Annotated in this window: 12 protein-coding genes and 1 tRNA gene; 2 read left to right on the top strand and 11 right to left on the bottom strand. The window is 60.4% G+C overall.

Going from position 1 to position 16,505, the window contains the following annotated elements:
* The first annotated feature begins 41 nt into the window (after positions 1 to 41).
* Complete coding sequence (locus tag JZX89_RS05010; protein ID WP_080854335.1) at positions 42 to 926, top strand: MurR/RpiR family transcriptional regulator; 885 nt, start codon at positions 42 to 44, stop codon at positions 924 to 926.
* A gap of 13 nt (positions 927 to 939) precedes the next feature.
* Here the strand turns inward: JZX89_RS05010 and JZX89_RS05005 are convergent, their stop codons facing one another.
* From JZX89_RS05005 to JZX89_RS04955, 11 genes are all read right to left on the bottom strand, one after another.
* Positions 940 to 1,695 (bottom strand): sulfite exporter TauE/SafE family protein, encoded by a 756-nt coding sequence (locus JZX89_RS05005; protein ID WP_246670551.1) that lies wholly within the window; start codon positions 1,693 to 1,695, stop codon positions 940 to 942.
* Between the two features lie 57 nt (positions 1,696 to 1,752).
* Positions 1,753 to 2,766 (bottom strand): ABC transporter permease, encoded by a 1,014-nt coding sequence (locus tag JZX89_RS05000; RefSeq protein WP_046799878.1) that lies wholly within the window; start codon positions 2,764 to 2,766, stop codon positions 1,753 to 1,755.
* Positions 2,767 to 2,801: 35 nt separating this feature from the next.
* Positions 2,802 to 4,337, bottom strand: coding sequence for a sugar ABC transporter ATP-binding protein (locus JZX89_RS04995; RefSeq protein WP_149899478.1), 1,536 nt, complete (start codon positions 4,335 to 4,337; stop codon positions 2,802 to 2,804).
* A gap of 86 nt (positions 4,338 to 4,423) precedes the next feature.
* On the bottom strand, positions 4,424 to 5,350 hold the full coding sequence (locus tag JZX89_RS04990; RefSeq protein WP_207133538.1) for a substrate-binding domain-containing protein: 927 nt from the start codon (positions 5,348 to 5,350) through the stop codon (positions 4,424 to 4,426).
* Positions 5,350 to 5,556: a hypothetical protein gene (locus JZX89_RS04985; protein ID WP_110758044.1), complete on the bottom strand. Its 207-nt coding sequence runs from the start codon at positions 5,554 to 5,556 to the stop codon at positions 5,350 to 5,352. Before JZX89_RS04985 ends, JZX89_RS04990 begins: the two co-directional genes overlap by 1 nt.
* A gap of 250 nt (positions 5,557 to 5,806) precedes the next feature.
* The gene (pbpC, locus tag JZX89_RS04980) at positions 5,807 to 7,885 is read right to left on the bottom strand and encodes a penicillin-binding protein 1C (RefSeq protein WP_207133277.1); all 2,079 of its coding nucleotides are present in this window, start codon (positions 7,883 to 7,885) and stop codon (positions 5,807 to 5,809) included.
* The gene (locus JZX89_RS04975; protein ID WP_207133276.1) at positions 7,882 to 13,335 is read right to left on the bottom strand and encodes an alpha-2-macroglobulin family protein; all 5,454 of its coding nucleotides are present in this window, start codon (positions 13,333 to 13,335) and stop codon (positions 7,882 to 7,884) included. Before JZX89_RS04975 ends, pbpC begins: the two co-directional genes overlap by 4 nt.
* Positions 13,336 to 13,453: 118 nt before the next feature.
* Positions 13,454 to 13,642: a Trm112 family protein gene (locus JZX89_RS04970; protein WP_006310303.1), complete on the bottom strand. Its 189-nt coding sequence runs from the start codon at positions 13,640 to 13,642 to the stop codon at positions 13,454 to 13,456.
* A gap of 9 nt (positions 13,643 to 13,651) precedes the next feature.
* Positions 13,652 to 14,323: an LON peptidase substrate-binding domain-containing protein gene (locus tag JZX89_RS04965; protein WP_174373842.1), complete on the bottom strand. Its 672-nt coding sequence runs from the start codon at positions 14,321 to 14,323 to the stop codon at positions 13,652 to 13,654.
* A gap of 68 nt (positions 14,324 to 14,391) precedes the next feature.
* Positions 14,392 to 15,360, bottom strand: coding sequence for a thioredoxin (gene trxA, locus JZX89_RS04960; RefSeq protein WP_207133275.1), 969 nt, complete (start codon positions 15,358 to 15,360; stop codon positions 14,392 to 14,394).
* Positions 15,361 to 15,413: 53 nt separating this feature from the next.
* Complete coding sequence (locus JZX89_RS04955; protein ID WP_207133274.1) at positions 15,414 to 15,923, bottom strand: prolyl-tRNA synthetase associated domain-containing protein; 510 nt, start codon at positions 15,921 to 15,923, stop codon at positions 15,414 to 15,416.
* Positions 15,924 to 16,179: 256 nt separating this feature from the next.
* On the opposite strand from JZX89_RS04955, the gene JZX89_RS04950 reads away from it, so the two are divergent.
* Positions 16,180 to 16,254, top strand: a tRNA-Gly gene (locus JZX89_RS04950).
* Positions 16,255 to 16,505: the final 251 nt, after the last annotated feature.

The raw sequence follows: 16,505 nt of genomic DNA, 5'->3' as shown, positions 1-16,505 counted from the left end.
TGCCTCTTGGAAAACCGCAATAAATATTGCAAGATCATGCCATGAAGCAACAACCGCAGCCCGTCGACCCTCCGAAAGATTACGAAGAACTGATCCGCCTCATCCATGATCGTCATGATCAGATGAGCAAGACCTATCAGCGGATTTCCGTCTATCTGACGCAGAACCCCAATGAAGTCGCCGTGCATTCGGTCAATACCATTGCCGAGCGGCACAACATCCACGCCTCCAGCTTCGTGCGGTTTGCGCAGTCGCTGGGCTACAAGGGTTTCAAGGAGCTGCAGGCGCTGTTCCAGAAACGGCTGGCGACGGCTGCTCCGGGCTTTGAGGCACGCGTGCGCGCGCTCGATGACGAATTGCAGAGCCGCGAGGATCGTTCTGAATACGGTTTCCTTCACGATCTTGTCGTCAGGGACATCGCCTCCTTACAGGACCTGCTGGAACGCATCAGCGCCGAACAGCTGGGCACGGCCGCCGATCTGATCGAGGCCGCCGGCACCGTCTATCTCGTCGGCCAGCTGCGCTCCGCGCCGGTGGCGGAGCTGCTGCGTTACATCCTCACCATGCTCGGCAAGCAATGTATCCTTCTTGATCCGGGCGGCGGGCTCGCTACCCACATGGCCCGGACGATGAAGACCGGTGACGTGCTGATCGCGGTGTCGTTCCGATTTTACGCGACGGAAGTAGTGAATATCGTCGAGGAGGCGGAAAAGATCGGTGTGCCGACCGTAGCGATTTCCGACAGTACCCTGTCACCGCTGGCAAAATCGGCAAAGGTCCTGTTCGCGGTTCCCGAGCATGATTACAGCTTTTCCCGGTCTCTGGCAGCGCCGATGTGTCTTGCGCAGGCTCTGGCGGTTGCGGTGGCCGCGCGCGTTCAGAAGAACGAGACCGCGCCGCGAATTCCGACGGTGACCGGCCTCTAGGCGCCAACATCCCTTAAAGCCCCGCCACACCGTCCCAGATCAGCTTCACCGCTACCAGCGCCACAGAAATATAAGTCAGGGGGTAAAAGATCGAGGCACGCATGTGGCGCACCGTCCAGGCGCCAAGCCATGTGGAGACGATAGCCAGCGGCACCATCAAGGCGGCACGGCCGAGATTTTGCGCGCCGAAACCTCCGAGCGCCGCATAGGGCACGAGTTTCAGGACATTGGTGATGGCAAAGAACATCACATTGGTGCCTGTGAAAACCTTTGGATCCATACGCAGCGGGAGCAGATAGACCTGCAGCGGTGGCGAGCCGGCATGCGCGACGAAGCTGGTGTAACCCGCAAGCAGGCTCCAGAACCGTCCCGCCATCGGCCGCTCCTTGGCTGCCATCAAAAGAACGCCTCTGGCCAGAACGACGCGCAACACGAACACGGCAGAGACCAGGCCGACGATCAGGCGCACCACGGCGTCCGAAGTGATCTCGGCTGTCATCCAACCAAGCCCGATGCCGAGAACAGCTGCCGGCAGAAGCTGTCGCATGATCCGCCAGTCGACCCATTTGCGCCAGGCCGCCACACCAACCATATCCATGACAACGAGGATCGGCAGCAGAATGGCGGCCGCCGTGACCGGCGACATCACCAGCGCCATCAGCGGCACGCCAAGCAGGCTCATGCCACCGAGCCCACCCTTGGAAAGCCCGACCAGCACAACGGCAAGCACGGTAAGACCCAGTTCCAGAGGAGAGTTGAAAAGGTTCAAGTGCATCTCCTCGGCATTGCCGCCGGCACCCCTGCAGGGGCACCACGCGCATGAATATCAGCCCTTCCGGAGCCGGGCTTTTTGACGGTAGACATCAGCAACGACCGCGCTGACGATGATCAGTCCCTTGACGATCTCCTGATAGTAAGCATCCACGCGCAGAAATGTGAAGCCCGACATCATCAACCCCAGGATCACCGTGCCGATAACGGTGCCGAAAATCCTACCCCGCCCGCCGGAAAGGGACGTGCCGCCGATGACAGCCGCGGCGATGGCGTCGAGTTCGTACATCATGCCCATGCCGGCCTGCGCCGTTTCCGCACGGGCGGCGGTGACAATGCCAGCGAGGCCCGCGAGCAGGCCGGCAATGGCATAGACCTTGACCAGATGCAGCTGGACATTGATGCCGGACACGCGGGCCGCCTGCATGTTCGCGCCAATCGCATAGGTGAACTTGCCGTAACGCGTATAGCGCAGGGCAATATGGAAGGTGACGGCGACGAGCAGGAAGATGACGACAGGCCATGCGCCCGAGCCGATCGATGCGAAGCTCTCTGTCGGGAAGGAGATCGGCTGCCCCTTCGTATACCACTTGGCGATGCCGCGTGCGGTCACCATCATGCCCAGCGTGGCGATGAAGGGCGGTATTCCCGTCACCGCGATGAGCATGCCGTTAACGATGCCGGCGATCAGGCCGAGACCGAGGCCGACGGCCAGTGGCACCACCACGGGCATATCGGTCAGTGCGGGATAGATCGCCCGCGCGAAATCGCTGCTTTGCGCAAAACTCATCGCGATCATGGCCGTCATCGCCACCACAGAGCCCGAACTGAGGTCGATGCCGCCGGTGATGATGACCTGGGTGACCCCGACGGCGATGATGCCGACGACAGAGACCTGGAGGATCATGATCGTCAGGCGCTGCGGACTGCCGAGAAAGCTCTGCCCCTGCACGAACCATCCAAGCAGTTCGAACACAAGTGCGACGCCGATCAGCACGGTCAGAATATTCAGTTCCTGCGGTAGCTTGCGCCTTTTCCGTTCGACCGGTTCGGTCTGTACACTATCCATAATTTTTCCTCCCCGGCATTGCCGCCGTCGCAGCCTCAGCGGGCCGCCAGTTCCATGATTTTGACTTGGTCCGCTTCGGCGCGATCGAGAATCCCGGTCATATGCCCCTCGTGCATGACGAGGATCCGGTCCGACATGCCGAGAACCTCCGGCAGTTCCGACGAGATCATGATGACGGCGACACCTTCCTTCGCCAGACTGGAAATCAGGCGATGGATTTCCGCCTTGGCGCCGACATCTATGCCGCGCGTCGGCTCGTCGAGAATGAGGATGGCGGGCTTGGTCAGAAGCCAGCGGGCGATCAACACCTTCTGCTGGTTGCCACCGGACAGGTTTTCGATCCGCTCATCGAGATCGGGCGTCTTGATGCGCAGCGCTTTCTTCATGTCCTCGCACAGCACCGTCAGCCCGCGCTCATCGACATAACCCATCGCCGCATGGCCATTCTGGAGGGCCGCGATCTGCATGTTCTCGAGAATCGAAAGTGGCAGAAAACAGCCGGTTGCCTTGCGGTCCTCCGTCAGCAGCGCCATGCCCCTGCGCATCGCATCCGCCGGCGAACTGATCGTGACCGGAACGCCGTCGATGCGGATCGTCCCTTCATTCGCCGGCACCACCCCGAAAATCGCCTCGGCGACGTTGGAGCGGCCGGAGCCCACCAGCCCCGCCACACCGAGGATTTCACCACGATGCAGATCGAAGGAAATATCGCGGAAAACCCCGGCCAAACCGAGATCCCGAACCTCAAGAACGACATCGCCGATCAAGGCTTCCTGCTTGGGAAACATATTGGTGATCTCGCGGCCGACCATCATTTTTATGATGTCGTCGCGCGTGACATCGGTGCTCGCATGGGTGCCGACATATCGCCCGTCGCGGAACACCGAAAACTCGTCGGCGATCTCGAACAGCTCGTTCATCTTGTGGGTGATGTAGACGATGCCGATATTGCGTGACCGCAGGTCGCGGATGATATCGAAAAGATGTGCGACTTCCGACTCCGTCAGTGCCGATGTCGGCTCATCCATGATGAGCACGCTGGACTGGTAGCTGACGGCCTTGGCGATTTCGACCATCTGCCGCTGCGCCACCGTCAGCGTGCTGACCTCCGCCGCCGGATCGATATTGATCTTCAGCTGGTTAAACAGCGCCCGCGTCTCCGCCAGCATTTTCGCATGGTCTATGAGGCCGAGACGATTTTTCGGCTCGCGGCGGATCCAGATGTTCTCCGCCACAGTCATCCAGTCCATCAGCGCCAGTTCCTGATGGATCATGGCGATGCCGCGCTCCAGCGCATCGCGGGGGCTTTTCAGGCGGACGTCTTCCCCCCGTAGCCTCACGGTGCCGGCATCCGGGCTATAAATCCCGGCAATAATCTTCATGAGTGTCGACTTGCCGGCGCCGTTTTCGCCCATCAGCGCGTGCACGGAACCCGGCCGCAGGCGGAACTGCACCTCATCCAGCGCGACGACGCCCGGAAATTCTTTGCGTACCCCCTCGATTTCAAGAAGGTAGGGGCCGGCGGCCTGCTTGAAGCGTTCAATCGCCTCTAAGGTGGTTGTGGAAATCATATCTCACCCGTCCTTTATCCGGCCAGCGGCCGGGCCGTGATCTGCTGTGCCGGCGACCGAGGCAGTGCCCGGCCGCCGGCCACAAATCAGTTGCTGGACTTGTATTGAGCGACATTGGCGGGGGTGACGAGTTCAAAGGGCACATCGACCTTGTGCTCGAATTTTTCACCACGTGCGATTTTCAGCACGGTATCGAGAGATCCCTCGCCCTGCCCCTTGGCGGACTGGTAGACTGTAACGTCGAGGTCGCCCGCTTCCATCGCGGCAAGCGCATCCTGCGTTGCGTCAACACCGGCAACAATGACATCCTTCATGCCGACGCCCGAAGATTTCAGCGCCTGGATCGCGCCGAGCGCCATCTCGTCATTGTTTCCAAGCACGATGGTCGGCTTCATGCCGGATGTGATCCAGTTCGTCATCAGGTCCATGGCCGGGGTGCGCATCCAGTTCGCGGTCTGCGCGTCCAGCACCTTGATGTCCTTGCAGGCATCGCTTTTAAGGACACGTTCGGCTGCCGCGGTGCGGCCGCGCTGACCGGTGGTGCCAAGCTGGCCCATGAGAATGACCGCATCACCCTTGCCGGCCGCAAGCCTGCAAACCTCTGTCGCCTGCAATTCGCCAGCCTGCTCCTCATTAGAGCCGACCCATGCCTGCTTGTCCGGGAATTTTTCCATATTGGCCGGAAGCATGTTCACGAAGACCAGCGGAATACCCGCTTGATCGGCGATCTTTGACATCGCCCTGCCGGAATCCGCATCCACCAGCATGGTGATGATGCCATCCACGCCAGCCGCCACGAAGTTTTCGATCTGCGACTGCTGGCGGGCAATATCGCCCTGCGCATCCTCCATCTGGACTTCCACGCCAAGATCCTTGGCATGGCGCTGAATGTTGTGGCGCAACACGGTGAGATAATTGTCGTCAAAGAGCGACATCGCCACGCCAATTTTCTCGGCGTGGGCAGCGCTTGCCATCAGGGCGCAGAATGCGGTTGTGATTACGATTTTTTTGATCACGAGATTTTCTCCTCCTCTTTTCCCCGCACGTGACGAATGTGTGCGATCACCCAAACCGGCGCCTCCCGGCCGTCTCCAGGCATGGCTTCGCCGGTGACGGATGCAGCAGCAAAATCCGCCTCAAGCGAAGTCATGTCCTGTCGATCAGTCGAAACGGCAGCACTGTTTGCGCGCAGCTTTAGTGCTGCGCCCGTCTCTCCCATGCGACCGGGTGTTTTCCGGGCGCAGTTTCAACATAGCGGGACGGAACAGGATTCGCAACAAAAATTGCAGAATTTCTATACGGCAATAAAATTTCCAGAATCTCGCTACCGGGCCATCTGCCGACATTCATCCAGAAGGTGAAAAAGGATCGACAAAACCCGCGCCCTGCGACTTTGCGCGCAGCGCGCTACAGCTATGCTTGTTTTTGGGAAGAACAGACGCAGAGAGCGGCTGGCACGCCGCAAAGATTCACTCGACAAAAACCCGCACGCTCGAAGCGCGGCCGTCGGCATCGATCACCGTGAGGGTGGAAAATCCCTGCCCTTCCGGTCGCCATTCGCTGTTGCGGCGATGAGAAGCGTCGGGCAGAGGCATGCCATTCGCGAGCCAGCGGAAGGGAGCGCGCCCGCCTTGCAGCTTCAGCACCAGCGGCGAAATGCCCGACTGGCCGGAAAGCTCGACCCTTGCTCCTTCCGGCGGATAGACGATGCGCGGGGCGCTTTCGCGTCTCGATGCCGAAAGCAGGCCGCTTGCCGTCGTGGTGAAACGCCGCTGGTTGGCGGGAAGATCGGAAACGGCAACACGCGCGACGCCGGAGGGTGGAGCAGGCATCGGCGTGATCGCCACACCGGATTTTGCGAAGGCCTCGAACAGGATCGGGGCCGCGGTCGCGTAACCGGCAATACCCGGCACCGCGCCATTATCGGCCCGGCCGACCCAGACGCCTATCACGTGTCGCCCGTCATAGCCTACCGACCAGGCATCGCGGTAGCCGTAACTCGTGCCTGTCTTGTAGGCGATGCCGCGCTGCTTCACGCCGAGCGGCGGCAGCACGCCGGAGAGTATGTCAGAGACATTCCAGATCGCAGCATCGGAAAACAGCCGGTCACTGGCAAGGCGCTCGGGGACTGAGCGGACGCCGTCGCCCAACCGCACGGGATCACCGCTACCGGCAAGCCCGGCATAAAGCTGCACCAGATCAACAAGCGAAATACCCGCGCCACCAAGCGCAATGGCAAGTCCGGGCGCCTCGTTTGACGGAAGCACCAGCCGGACGCCCGCTCGCCGGAACCGCACCATCAGCGCTGATGGGCTGACCGCATCGAGCAACTTGACGGCAGGCACATTGAGCGACAATTGCAACGCCTGCCGGATGCTGACGTCACCCTGATAATGCATGTCGAAATTGCGCGGTCGATAACCGGAAAAATCCGCCGGGCGATCCTCGATGATGGTTTCCTGTCCAACCAGACCATCTTCGAAGGCAAGACCGTAGATGAAGGGCTTGAGGGTGGAACCCGGCGAGCGCACGGCCCGGCTCATCTCGACGAAACCACGCCTTGCCGTATCGAGATAATCCGCCGAGCCGACCTCCGCGAGAATATCGCCGGTCTCTGCATCCGCCATGACGATGGCGACGGAGACCTTATCTCCAAGCTTTTCCACCGCGTGGCGTGCCACTGCTTCCAGTTCCCGCTGGATCGGCAGTTTCAGCGTAGATTGTGCCTCGGTGGCATTCGGAGATTTCGCCCGCGCCGCGACGGCCATATGCGGTGCAAAGGCCGGCAGGTCGCGCCGGCTGGCAGGCACTGCTGAAAGAGTCGCCCGCTCCGCCTCCCCTTCGCCCACCACACGTTCGACGGCAAGCCGTTGCAGCACCCGCTCCCGCGCCTGCTTTGCCGCTTCCGGAAAACGGTCCGGACGACGTTTCTCCGGCAGTTGCGGCAGCGCCACCAGAAGGGCCGCCTCCGCCGTGTCGAGCCGACCCGGTTCCTTGCCGAACCAGGCGAGGCTTGCGGCCCTGACGCCTTCGAGATTGCCGCCATAGGGGGCGATATTCAGATAGAGATCGAGGATTTCCGCCTTGTCGAGCCGTCTTTCGATCTGGAGCGCACGCATGGCCTGCAGCAATTTCGCCGAGAATGAGCGGTCGGCGCGTGGCTCGATCAGCCGCGCCACCTGCATGGAAAGAGTCGAAGCGCCCGAGACGATCCGGCCATTGCTGGCCAGTTGCCAGGCGGAGCGCAAAAGCGCCCAGGGATCGACCCCGTGATGATCGTAGAAACGTTGGTCCTCATACGCCACCAACATGCGCAGGAACTGTGGATCGACCTCGGCGGCCGTGGTTTTCAGCCGCCAGCGGCCATCCGGTGTCGCAAAGGCGCGCAGCAGCTTGCCGTCACGATCCAGCACCTCGAAGGATCGTTGCCGCGCAGCATCCAGCGGCGGCGGATAGGCCTTGTCCAGCGCATCAAGACCGAAGGCCGCGCCGCCGATAAGCAGCGCGGCCGTCATGATGCCGACAATGATCGCCTTCTTCCGTCTCATGGGGTTGCCGAGCGCACCTCCATGCGGCCGGTTGCCGTGCGTGCCGAAAATTGCGGCCGGTACATATCTTCAACCGAGGCTGCCGGATGGTCATAGGTGCCGGGGGTGACGGCGCGCACCACATAAGCGAGCGCAATCTCCGAACTGTCGCCGGCCGAGCGGTCGAAGGCCGCCACGAAACGGTCATAGCGGAATTCGGTATGTGCCGCTTCCGTTTCCGGCAACCAGTCGAAATTCGAAAGCGCAGCCGAATTGACGAGGCTCGGATTGTCGATCTCAAAACCGGAGGGCAGAAGATCGGTCACTAGAATACGTGACTGCCAGTTATTTTGCGGCACCACGTTCAGCACCACCACATAACGTTCGTTCTGCACCACCTCGCTCGGGTTCACCTCTTCACCATCCATGGAATAATAGGTGCGGGCAATGGTGAAGCCTTCCCCACCGGCGGCAAGCGGTTGGGCCGGTGGCGCCACCGTGGTGACAACAGCCGTGACCGGATCGGCCGAGGCGTTGGCGATCTTCAGGGGAGCCGCCAGCAATTCGTCGCCGCTCATCCGTTTGCCAAAACCGCCAGTCTGCAAATCGCCGTTCACGTCAAGACGGATATCCTTGTCCTCACCTTTGACGGCGCGGGCAGCCAGCAGCATCCATGCCTGTTCCTGCGTGCTGGTATAGGGCTTCTTTTCCCATTCCTTCGCCACCGCGCCGGCAAGCTGCGGCACGACGGCCGGAACCGGACGGCTTTCGGCCGCGAGCGCCAGCGTCGCCGCGCCGTCACGCAGGGCGGAGCCATAATCGGCACGCGCAAAGCTGACATTGGTGGTGCGGCTTGCCATATCGAGCGAAGCGCCGAACACGGCTTTCGAACGGGCCTGATCACCATAAAGCGAAAGGGCTGCGGCAACCTGCGCCTTGGCAAGCGGGGTCGGGAAATCGGCAAGCGCCGTATCCGCGTAATAACGCAGATCGTTGATCGCCGCCTTGCGGTTGCGCGCCAGCACATAAAGCGAATAAGCGATCTCGTTGCCGCGATCCTTGACGTTGCTGTCAGAGGAAAGGCCGTTCTGCAGGTTGTTCAGCGCCTGCACCATGGCCTCATCGGGAACATCGTAACTCTGCTCGCGCGCCCTTGTCAGGAAGTCGCTGATATAGGCATCGAGCCACAGATCGCCGTAACCCGGCGACCAGAGGCCGAAACTGCCGGAACTCGACTGGAAGGACAGCACCCGGTAGATCGCCTCCTGCACCCGCTTGCGGGTATCGGGGTCTTCGGGGAGGCCGGTATCCTTCGTCATTTCCGAGAGATAAAGCAGCGGCAAAGCGCGGCTCGTCGTCTGTTCGGCGCAGCCGTAAGGATATTTATCCAGCATCATTACCAGCGCCGGAATATCGAAGGCGGGCGAACGCGTGACATTGACGGCAACGGAGGAGCCGAGCAGCATGCTGTCGGCCAACAGATCGCCATTGATCGTCAGGCTGCTGTTCGGCGCGATCTTGATTTCACGCCGCGTCGTGACCGGCAGAACGGCCGGACGAACCGGGATGTTCAGAACCTGTTCCAGCGAGACGCCTGATGCATTGGAAACCTTGATGGTAATCGCGCCATTGCCGGGCTGTTCGCCCGTCAGCGGAACGGTCAGCGACGACTTTCCACCCTTTTGCAACGCCAATGTCTGCGACATCTCGCCCTGATCGACCGTCAAGGCCGTGTTGCTGGTCACATCCAGCCGGTAATCGCCGGCATCGCCATCGGTATTGGCGATATCGAGCCGCAATTGCGAGACATCGCCGGGGGCGAGGAATTTCGGCGCGCTGGCCGTCACCACGACCGGATCGCGAATGATGGCATCGGAGACCGCATGACCGACGCCCGTTTTCGTCCAGGCCACAGCCATGATGCGGGCCGTGCCGTTGAACTGCGGAATATCGAAGCTCACCGTCGCCTTGCCGTCCGCGTCGAGTTCGACCGGACCGGCAAAGAACGCCACCAGCTTTTCGGTGGGTGGGCTGCCCTGAAGGGCCGCCCCGCCGCCGTCACCGCCGGTGCGAAGCCGGCCGGTGGCGCCCAGCGAACCGTCGATCAGGCGGCCATAGAGGTCGCGGATTTCCAGCCCCAGCCGGCGCTGGCCGAAATACCATTCGTCCGGCTTCGGCGGCTCATAGCGGGTGAGGTTCAGGATGCCGACATCCACGGCCGCAACGATGGCATAGGCCTTTTCACCGACACCAGCGCCCGCAACCGTGATCGGAATTTCAAGCGGCTGGCGCGGCAGCGTCTTTTGCGGCGCGCCGAGGGTGACGGCAAGCTTGCGCTCGGCCGGATCGACGGCAAGCCATTTGATGCCGATGGCGCGCATCGGCATGCGGCTTTCCTGCGCATCGCCCGGCCGGAACAGCGTGGCCGTGACATACGCGCCGGCACCCCATTCCTCGGTGACGGGGATGTCGATCTCACCGCCATCCTCGCCTATCTGCGCATTCTGCACCGAAATCAGCTTTTCAGAACCGGAAGTGACCATCAGCTCGCCGGCAAAACGCGAGGAAACCTTGAGTTTCGCCGTATCGCCGATCTTGTAGCTCTGCTTGTCGAGAGCGATTTCCAGCGCATCCGGCGTTTCGGTCGAGCTTGCCTCCACATAGAAGCCGGCATCGAATTCAACGCTGGAAACCGGCGCACCATTACCGGCACCCTCTACTTCCAGCCGATAGCGTCCCCAGGTGACAGGCACGGAAATCTCGCCGCCATTGGCATCGACCGAAAGCGTGCCCGCTTCCTGCTGCTTGGTATATTCCACCGGCTCATAACGCCAGGAATTGCCCTGACGATACCATTGATAGTTCCGCTCGACCTTTATGAGCTTCCAGTTGAGGCCGCTCATCGCCTGTTTGGCGCCCTCGGCACCAACGCCGATGATGTGGAAACGGCCGACGGAATTCTGGGCGAGATCGCCGGAAAATTGCGGCTTGATGCCGATAACAGAGGTTTCCGCCTTGATAGGCAGCGTCAGCGAACGCTCCACGGCACGCCCGCCCGCCTCCTGCATGCGCACGGTGATGTTGGCGGAAAGCAGTTGCGTGGTGGACGGCAGGTCGGTCAGATCGACATTGAAGCTCGCCTTGCCCTCTTCATCCAGAACCGGCAGATCGGCAAGCGTGGTGCGGTTTTCCTCTTCGCTTTCCTCATCGGCCAGACCAAAGAAATAACCTTCGAAATCGGCGCTGGTGCGCGTTGGCTTGATCGCGACCTCGCCTTCCAGCGTCAGGCCGGCAGCCGGCGCGCCATAGAGATAACGGCCGTCGACATCGATTGCCGTTTCCGCGCCCGGATCGATCTGCTTTGCCTTGCTTGAGAGGTCGAACTCGGTGCGATCAGGCACGAAATCATCAACGAGGAAGCTCTTTTCACTGATGGCAGCTGTCTTCGGATCGGTATGAATGCGCAACGTCCAGGTGCCGCGCATGGCATTTGCCTGCAACGGCAGATCGACCGCATGACCGCCCAGCGCCTTGCCATCGCTGACGAAGCGCCGGTCCTCGACGCCATCGGGACGCGAGAAGATGAAGGTGAGCGGAAGATCCTCGATTGCCTTGCCGTCGACATCACGGGCAAGCGCTGCGGCATGCACGGTCTCGCCGGCGCGGTAGATGCCGCGTTCGGTCCAGCTGAACACATCGATGGCGCCGGGTGCGGCGCGGCCCGTCACGCCCCGGTCGGAGAGGTCGAAGCCGGCGCGTGTCATGTCGAGGAACACGTAGTCCTTGTCGCCGTTGCTCGCCGTCAGAATTGCGGGTGCCTGCGCAGCCGTGCCGCGCATCAGGCCGGCGGAAAACACCGCGCGGCCGTCCGCATCAGTCTTCGCCGTGCCCAGTACCTCATTATTTTTGGCAAGCAACTGCAAATCCACGTCTGCGAGTGGCTTGGCGCTGCCAAGGGCGCGGACAAAGACATTGAGCCCGTCGGTTCCGGCATAGGTGGTGATGCCGGTGTCGGATACGAGGAACCATTGCGTGGCGCGCGAGTCCCAGGTCTCCGGAGCGGTGCCCGGCGGCACGGCAGTCAGCACATAGATGCCGGGTTTACGTTCCGGCAAAGCTTCATCCACCGGGAAACTCGTCACCACATCCTTGTTGAGATCCGGCTGGATATCGATCGCGCCCTGCCAGACGAGTTCGCCGATTTCGTTTTCGATGCGGTCAGCGTTGTAACCGTCCATCTGCGTCAGAAACTGCGAATTGGAAAGAAGCGAGGTGATGTTGCGATCACCGACACGATAGAGCTTCAGATCAGCCTTGTCGGCATTAACAGAAACGATCGGAATGCCTCGGCGCGCAGTACCCGGCAGCACGAAATTTTCGCCCGTAAAACGCACGCTGGCGGCGCGGTCACGCACATAAATATCGAGATTGACCTGCTTTTCCAGAGGCTCTTCCACCGAAGACGGCAGGCCGGCGCGCAGCGCGATCTTGTAGCGCTGGCCATGGGTCAGGCCTTCCACGCAGATCTCGCTGCCCTTCGCTTCGATGGCCTTGGGGGCTGCCCCATCCAGCGTGATGAAGGAGGAATAATCGACACCGTTCTTTACCAACGGTTCGGAAAACTGCACGCAGGCGCGCGGGCTGACGCTATCCGTATCAACCGTGTTGTTGATGACGCGGAAACCCTGGCGCGTGCGCAGATCGGCATAGGCCGCCTTTGTCTGTGCGTTGTCGGTAAGCGCAAGGCTCTCCTTATAGGAATTGAGTGCCGCGCGATAATTCTGGGTTCGCTCAAAAGCCTTCGCCAGCCGGTTCAGGGCCTCGGTGCGGGCGCTGACCGTGCGGCTCAGCTGATAGGCGTTGATGGCGGCAGACGCCGCCTGCCCGGCAATCGAATAATTATCGGTGACCTGCGCCGCCTTTTCCGACAATTCCGCCCAGAGCGCGCCGTCATCAGGCGTGATCGCAAGAGCCTGTTTATAGGTCGTGACCGCATCGGGAACATTGCCCGCGGCGGCCTGCTGCCTCGCCGTCTGCACAAGCGCTTCCACGCCCTGTTCGTCACCGTCACTGGCAGCAAGGCCGGCTTTCAGCCGGCGGGCTTCCTGCTGCAGGCTGTCAGTCACGAAGGAAAGGCGCTGCGGCGCGCCGATATCGGCTTCCGCCGCCACTTCCACGATCTTGCCGGCAACGGCGCCGGGGAAAGCGTTCAGCTGATTGAAATCCGATTTAAGGAAGCACCATTTCACCTTGGGATTGTAGGTGAAAGCCTTGCAGGCAGCGTCGCCGATGCAAATCTCGCCGCATTGTTCCAGCGAGACATTCTGCTCCGCCCGAAGATCGAAGCCGAAATAATCGCCATTTTGCGTGGTTACCACTTTCCGCGAAGGTTCGGCCGCCGTGGCCGGGAGAGAAATCAGGGCGGTAGAGACCGCAACCCACGAAATCCGGACGAGCGCGCGCAACGACATCAGTATTCTCCCGCAACAGACATGTCGGGCGGGACTCTGGTCAAATCCACGCATGGTTGTCAACGCATCTTCGTCAATTCGCAACAGGAGGATGCGTGGAGGTCAGCAGACGGGGAGGCTAGTCTTCTATTTTACGCGCTTCGGAAATCAGCATGATCGGCACGCCGTCGCGGATCGGGTAAGCGAGCCTCGCGCTTTCGGAGATGAGCTCGTTGTGGGTCCGGTCATAAGAAAGACGTCCCTTGGTCAAAGGGCAGACCAGCAGCTCCAGGAGCTTCGGATCGACATTGCTCATCCGGTCGTCCATGGGGCGATCCTATTGCAGCACGGTGCCGCCCTCGCCCGATCCCTGGGCAAGAACGATCTCGGTGATGGCAATCAAGGTTTCGGCCCGTGTCTTCAGGTCGGGCGCTTCAAGCAGCGCCTGTTTTTCGGCAGGACCGAAGGGAGACATCATGGAAAGGGAGTTGACGAGAACACGATTGCCCGCCCTTTCAACGCTTTCCCAATCTGCCTCCAGCTGGTTTGCATCCAGAAACGCGCGGAATACCCGGAGGAGGTTTTCGCGATCCACCGCTTCCTCATTATATTCGCCGGAAAGATCGGCGATGAAGGGCGCATGGTGGAAACTGCGATAAGGCTTGCCGGCCTCCGCCTCTTCCAGCAGGCGGAAACGGCAAACACCGGTGAGGGAGATGACGTAACGGCCGTCCCCCGTTTCAGAAAAGGAAGTGATGCGGCCGAGACATCCGACGGCGCTCAAAGGCCCACCCTCAAGTCCTGACTCCATGACGTGAAGGGCCGGCTGCACCATGCCGATGAGCCGATGCCCGGCCAGCGCCATATCGATCATGGCAAGATATCGCGGCTCGAAAATATTGAGCGGAAGATGACCTTCCGGTAGCAGCAGCGCGCCCGGCAAGGGAAATACCGGCACGATTTCCGGCAGATCGTCGTTCTTCACATATCTCGCATTTCCGACATGCATGGGATCAAGCCCCCTGTTCACTGCTGCCCGGCCGGCGGATCAACCGCCGCGGCCGGGATATGCCCGCATTATGAAAACAATATTGCCGAAAGCTTCCGGCGGCCGGCGACGGTTGCCGGGTCCTTGAAGCCCCAGGCCTCGAAAAACTCCAGAAGCTGGCGGCGCGCGCCGTCATCGTCGAAGGTCCGATCCTTGCGCATGACATAGAGAAGATGGTCTGCCGCTTTATCACGCCGCCCTTGAGCGTTCAGCACCTTGGCGAGCTTTATCCGCGCCTCGTGATGATCGGGATTATGCGCCAGATCGCTTTCCAGCGCCACCGGATCGCCGATCTTGCGGGCTTCCTCATATTGCGCGATCTTTTTCAAAACGAGCTGAATGCCCGCATCTTCGTTGAGCTCCGCAGGCAGGGAGGAGAGCAGTTCGCTGGCTCGTTCATACTGACCGGCAGCGATCATGCATTCGGCGATACCCGCAATCGCCGCAGGGTTTTCCGGATCGGCCTGCATGACGGCGCCGAACAGCTGTGCTGCGCCATTAAAATCGCTATCCGCAAGAAGCTGTTTCGCCTCAGTCAGAGCCGCCTCGATTTCGGCTTTCGGATCACCCGCATCCGGGCCGGCAATCTTGTCAATGAACTGCTTGATCTGGCTTTCCGGCACCGCGCCCATGAAGCCATCCACCGGCCGGCCATCGGCAAAAGCGACGATGGCGGGAATGGACTGGATGCCGAGCTGGCCCGGAATGGACGGATGATCGTCAATGTTCAGCTTCACAAGCTTCACACGACCATTCGCCTCGTTGATGACCTTTTCGAGCACCGGCGTCAGCTGCTTGCACGGACCGCACCAGGGCGCCCAGAAATCCACCAGAACCGGCTGGCGGCGCGATTCCTCAAGAACATCCTTGGAGAAAGCAGCCGTCGTTGTGTCCTTGATGTGACCGGAGGCCGCACCATTCAGCTCGCCGTGATGATGCGCGCTCGCAGACATCTGCCCGCCATAGGAACCGCCGTAAGGATTATTGGTGTCGCTCATGCCGGTCTCCTGCAATTTCTGTCATCTGTCTCACTTGAAGCAAAGATCGTATCTCACTCGCTGACTTTCAAGACAAGCGGCGTATGTCCGGTCGCCTCAAGAAAGCGGATAAGATCCTTCGACGCGATCGTCGTCGTCTGGTCGTTGGAAAGCGGATGGCCATTGGCCAGCTCGTTTTCCAGAAGATCACTGTCGAGCACGAAGGTGACCTGCCTGCCAGTGTCGTTGATCGCCCCAAATACCGTCACCGATCCCGGCACGACGCCCAGATATTCGAGCATTTTTTCCGGCCTGCCAAAGGACACGCGGCTTGCAGCACCTATCGTCTTGTGAACGCTTTTGAGATCGACGACGGCATTTTCTTCGACAGTCAGAACAAAATATTGATCCTTCTTGTCCTTCACGAAAAGGTTTTTCGTGTGACCGCCGGGAATGAGATCGCGCAGCGACTGGGATTCGGCAACAGTAAACACCGGTTCGTGCTGTTTCGTGGTATGAGAAATGCCGAGCCCATCCAGAAACTGGAAAAGCTCCGTTGCCATCCTGGGAGAATTCTCCGCCATATTCCGCCGCCCGCCTCTGCCGATTTCGATATCACTGCATTCCTGATTAAGGGGGCAACCGGCGCTTGGCAACGCAGGAAAAAACGCAGAGATGAAAAACCGCCAATCATTTCCGTCGCTTGTCGCATTTTTCAAAGAAATTTTCGCGTTTTTGTCATTTCCCTGTTGCATTCCAAAATCGATTGAGCGATATAGCGCCCGTCGCCCCAACGTGGTGACCCACGGTTCAGCGACTACCCCGGACCGGTGGATTTGAGCGGGTGTAGCTCAGGGGTAGAGCACAACCTTGCCAAGGTTGGGGTCGAGGGTTCAAATCCCTTCGCCCGCTCCAAATTTTCCAAAAGATAGAATCTACGACTGAATACTGAATTCAGACCGGCTGAGTTATGCGGTTCGGCGCTCAAGAGTTCGTCATCCTCCCTTGTCAGAACAGCCGTGAAATTATCGGGCGAATGGAACCTCCGGCAGAAATGGCCGTTTCAGATTCGAGGCTCCTAACCTCAGTTCCGCTCTGAATTGCCCGCCATGAGCGGGCATTTTTTTTAAGGGCCACCGTCGCCAAAAAATAAATCCGCCCGTCCG

Origin of the sequence: Agrobacterium burrii (assembly GCF_017313405.1) — a bacterium.
Taxonomy (GTDB): Bacteria; Pseudomonadota; Alphaproteobacteria; order Rhizobiales; family Rhizobiaceae; genus Agrobacterium; species Agrobacterium burrii.
The sequence above is the reverse complement of the archived record's forward strand: the minus strand, read 5'-3'. Positions and strand labels throughout refer to the sequence as shown.

Coding starts and splice junctions, on each gene's coding strand:
- JZX89_RS05010 (WP_080854335.1), top strand. CDS start 42: ATGAAGCAACAACCGCAGCCCGTCGACCCTCCGAAAGATTACGAAGAA.
- JZX89_RS05000 (WP_046799878.1), bottom strand. CDS start 2,766: ATGGATAGTGTACAGACCGAACCGGTCGAACGGAAAAGGCGCAAGCTA.
- JZX89_RS04995 (WP_149899478.1), bottom strand. CDS start 4,337: ATGATTTCCACAACCACCTTAGAGGCGATTGAACGCTTCAAGCAGGCC.
- JZX89_RS04985 (WP_110758044.1), bottom strand. CDS start 5,556: ATGGGAGAGACGGGCGCAGCACTAAAGCTGCGCGCAAACAGTGCTGCC.
- pbpC (WP_207133277.1), bottom strand. CDS start 7,885: ATGAGACGGAAGAAGGCGATCATTGTCGGCATCATGACGGCCGCGCTG.
- JZX89_RS04975 (WP_207133276.1), bottom strand. CDS start 13,335: ATGTCGTTGCGCGCGCTCGTCCGGATTTCGTGGGTTGCGGTCTCTACC.
- JZX89_RS04970 (WP_006310303.1), bottom strand. CDS start 13,642: ATGGACGACCGGATGAGCAATGTCGATCCGAAGCTCCTGGAGCTGCTG.
- JZX89_RS04965 (WP_174373842.1), bottom strand. CDS start 14,323: ATGCATGTCGGAAATGCGAGATATGTGAAGAACGACGATCTGCCGGAA.
- trxA (WP_207133275.1), bottom strand. CDS start 15,360: ATGAGCGACACCAATAATCCTTACGGCGGTTCCTATGGCGGGCAGATG.
- JZX89_RS04955 (WP_207133274.1), bottom strand. CDS start 15,923: ATGGCGGAGAATTCTCCCAGGATGGCAACGGAGCTTTTCCAGTTTCTG.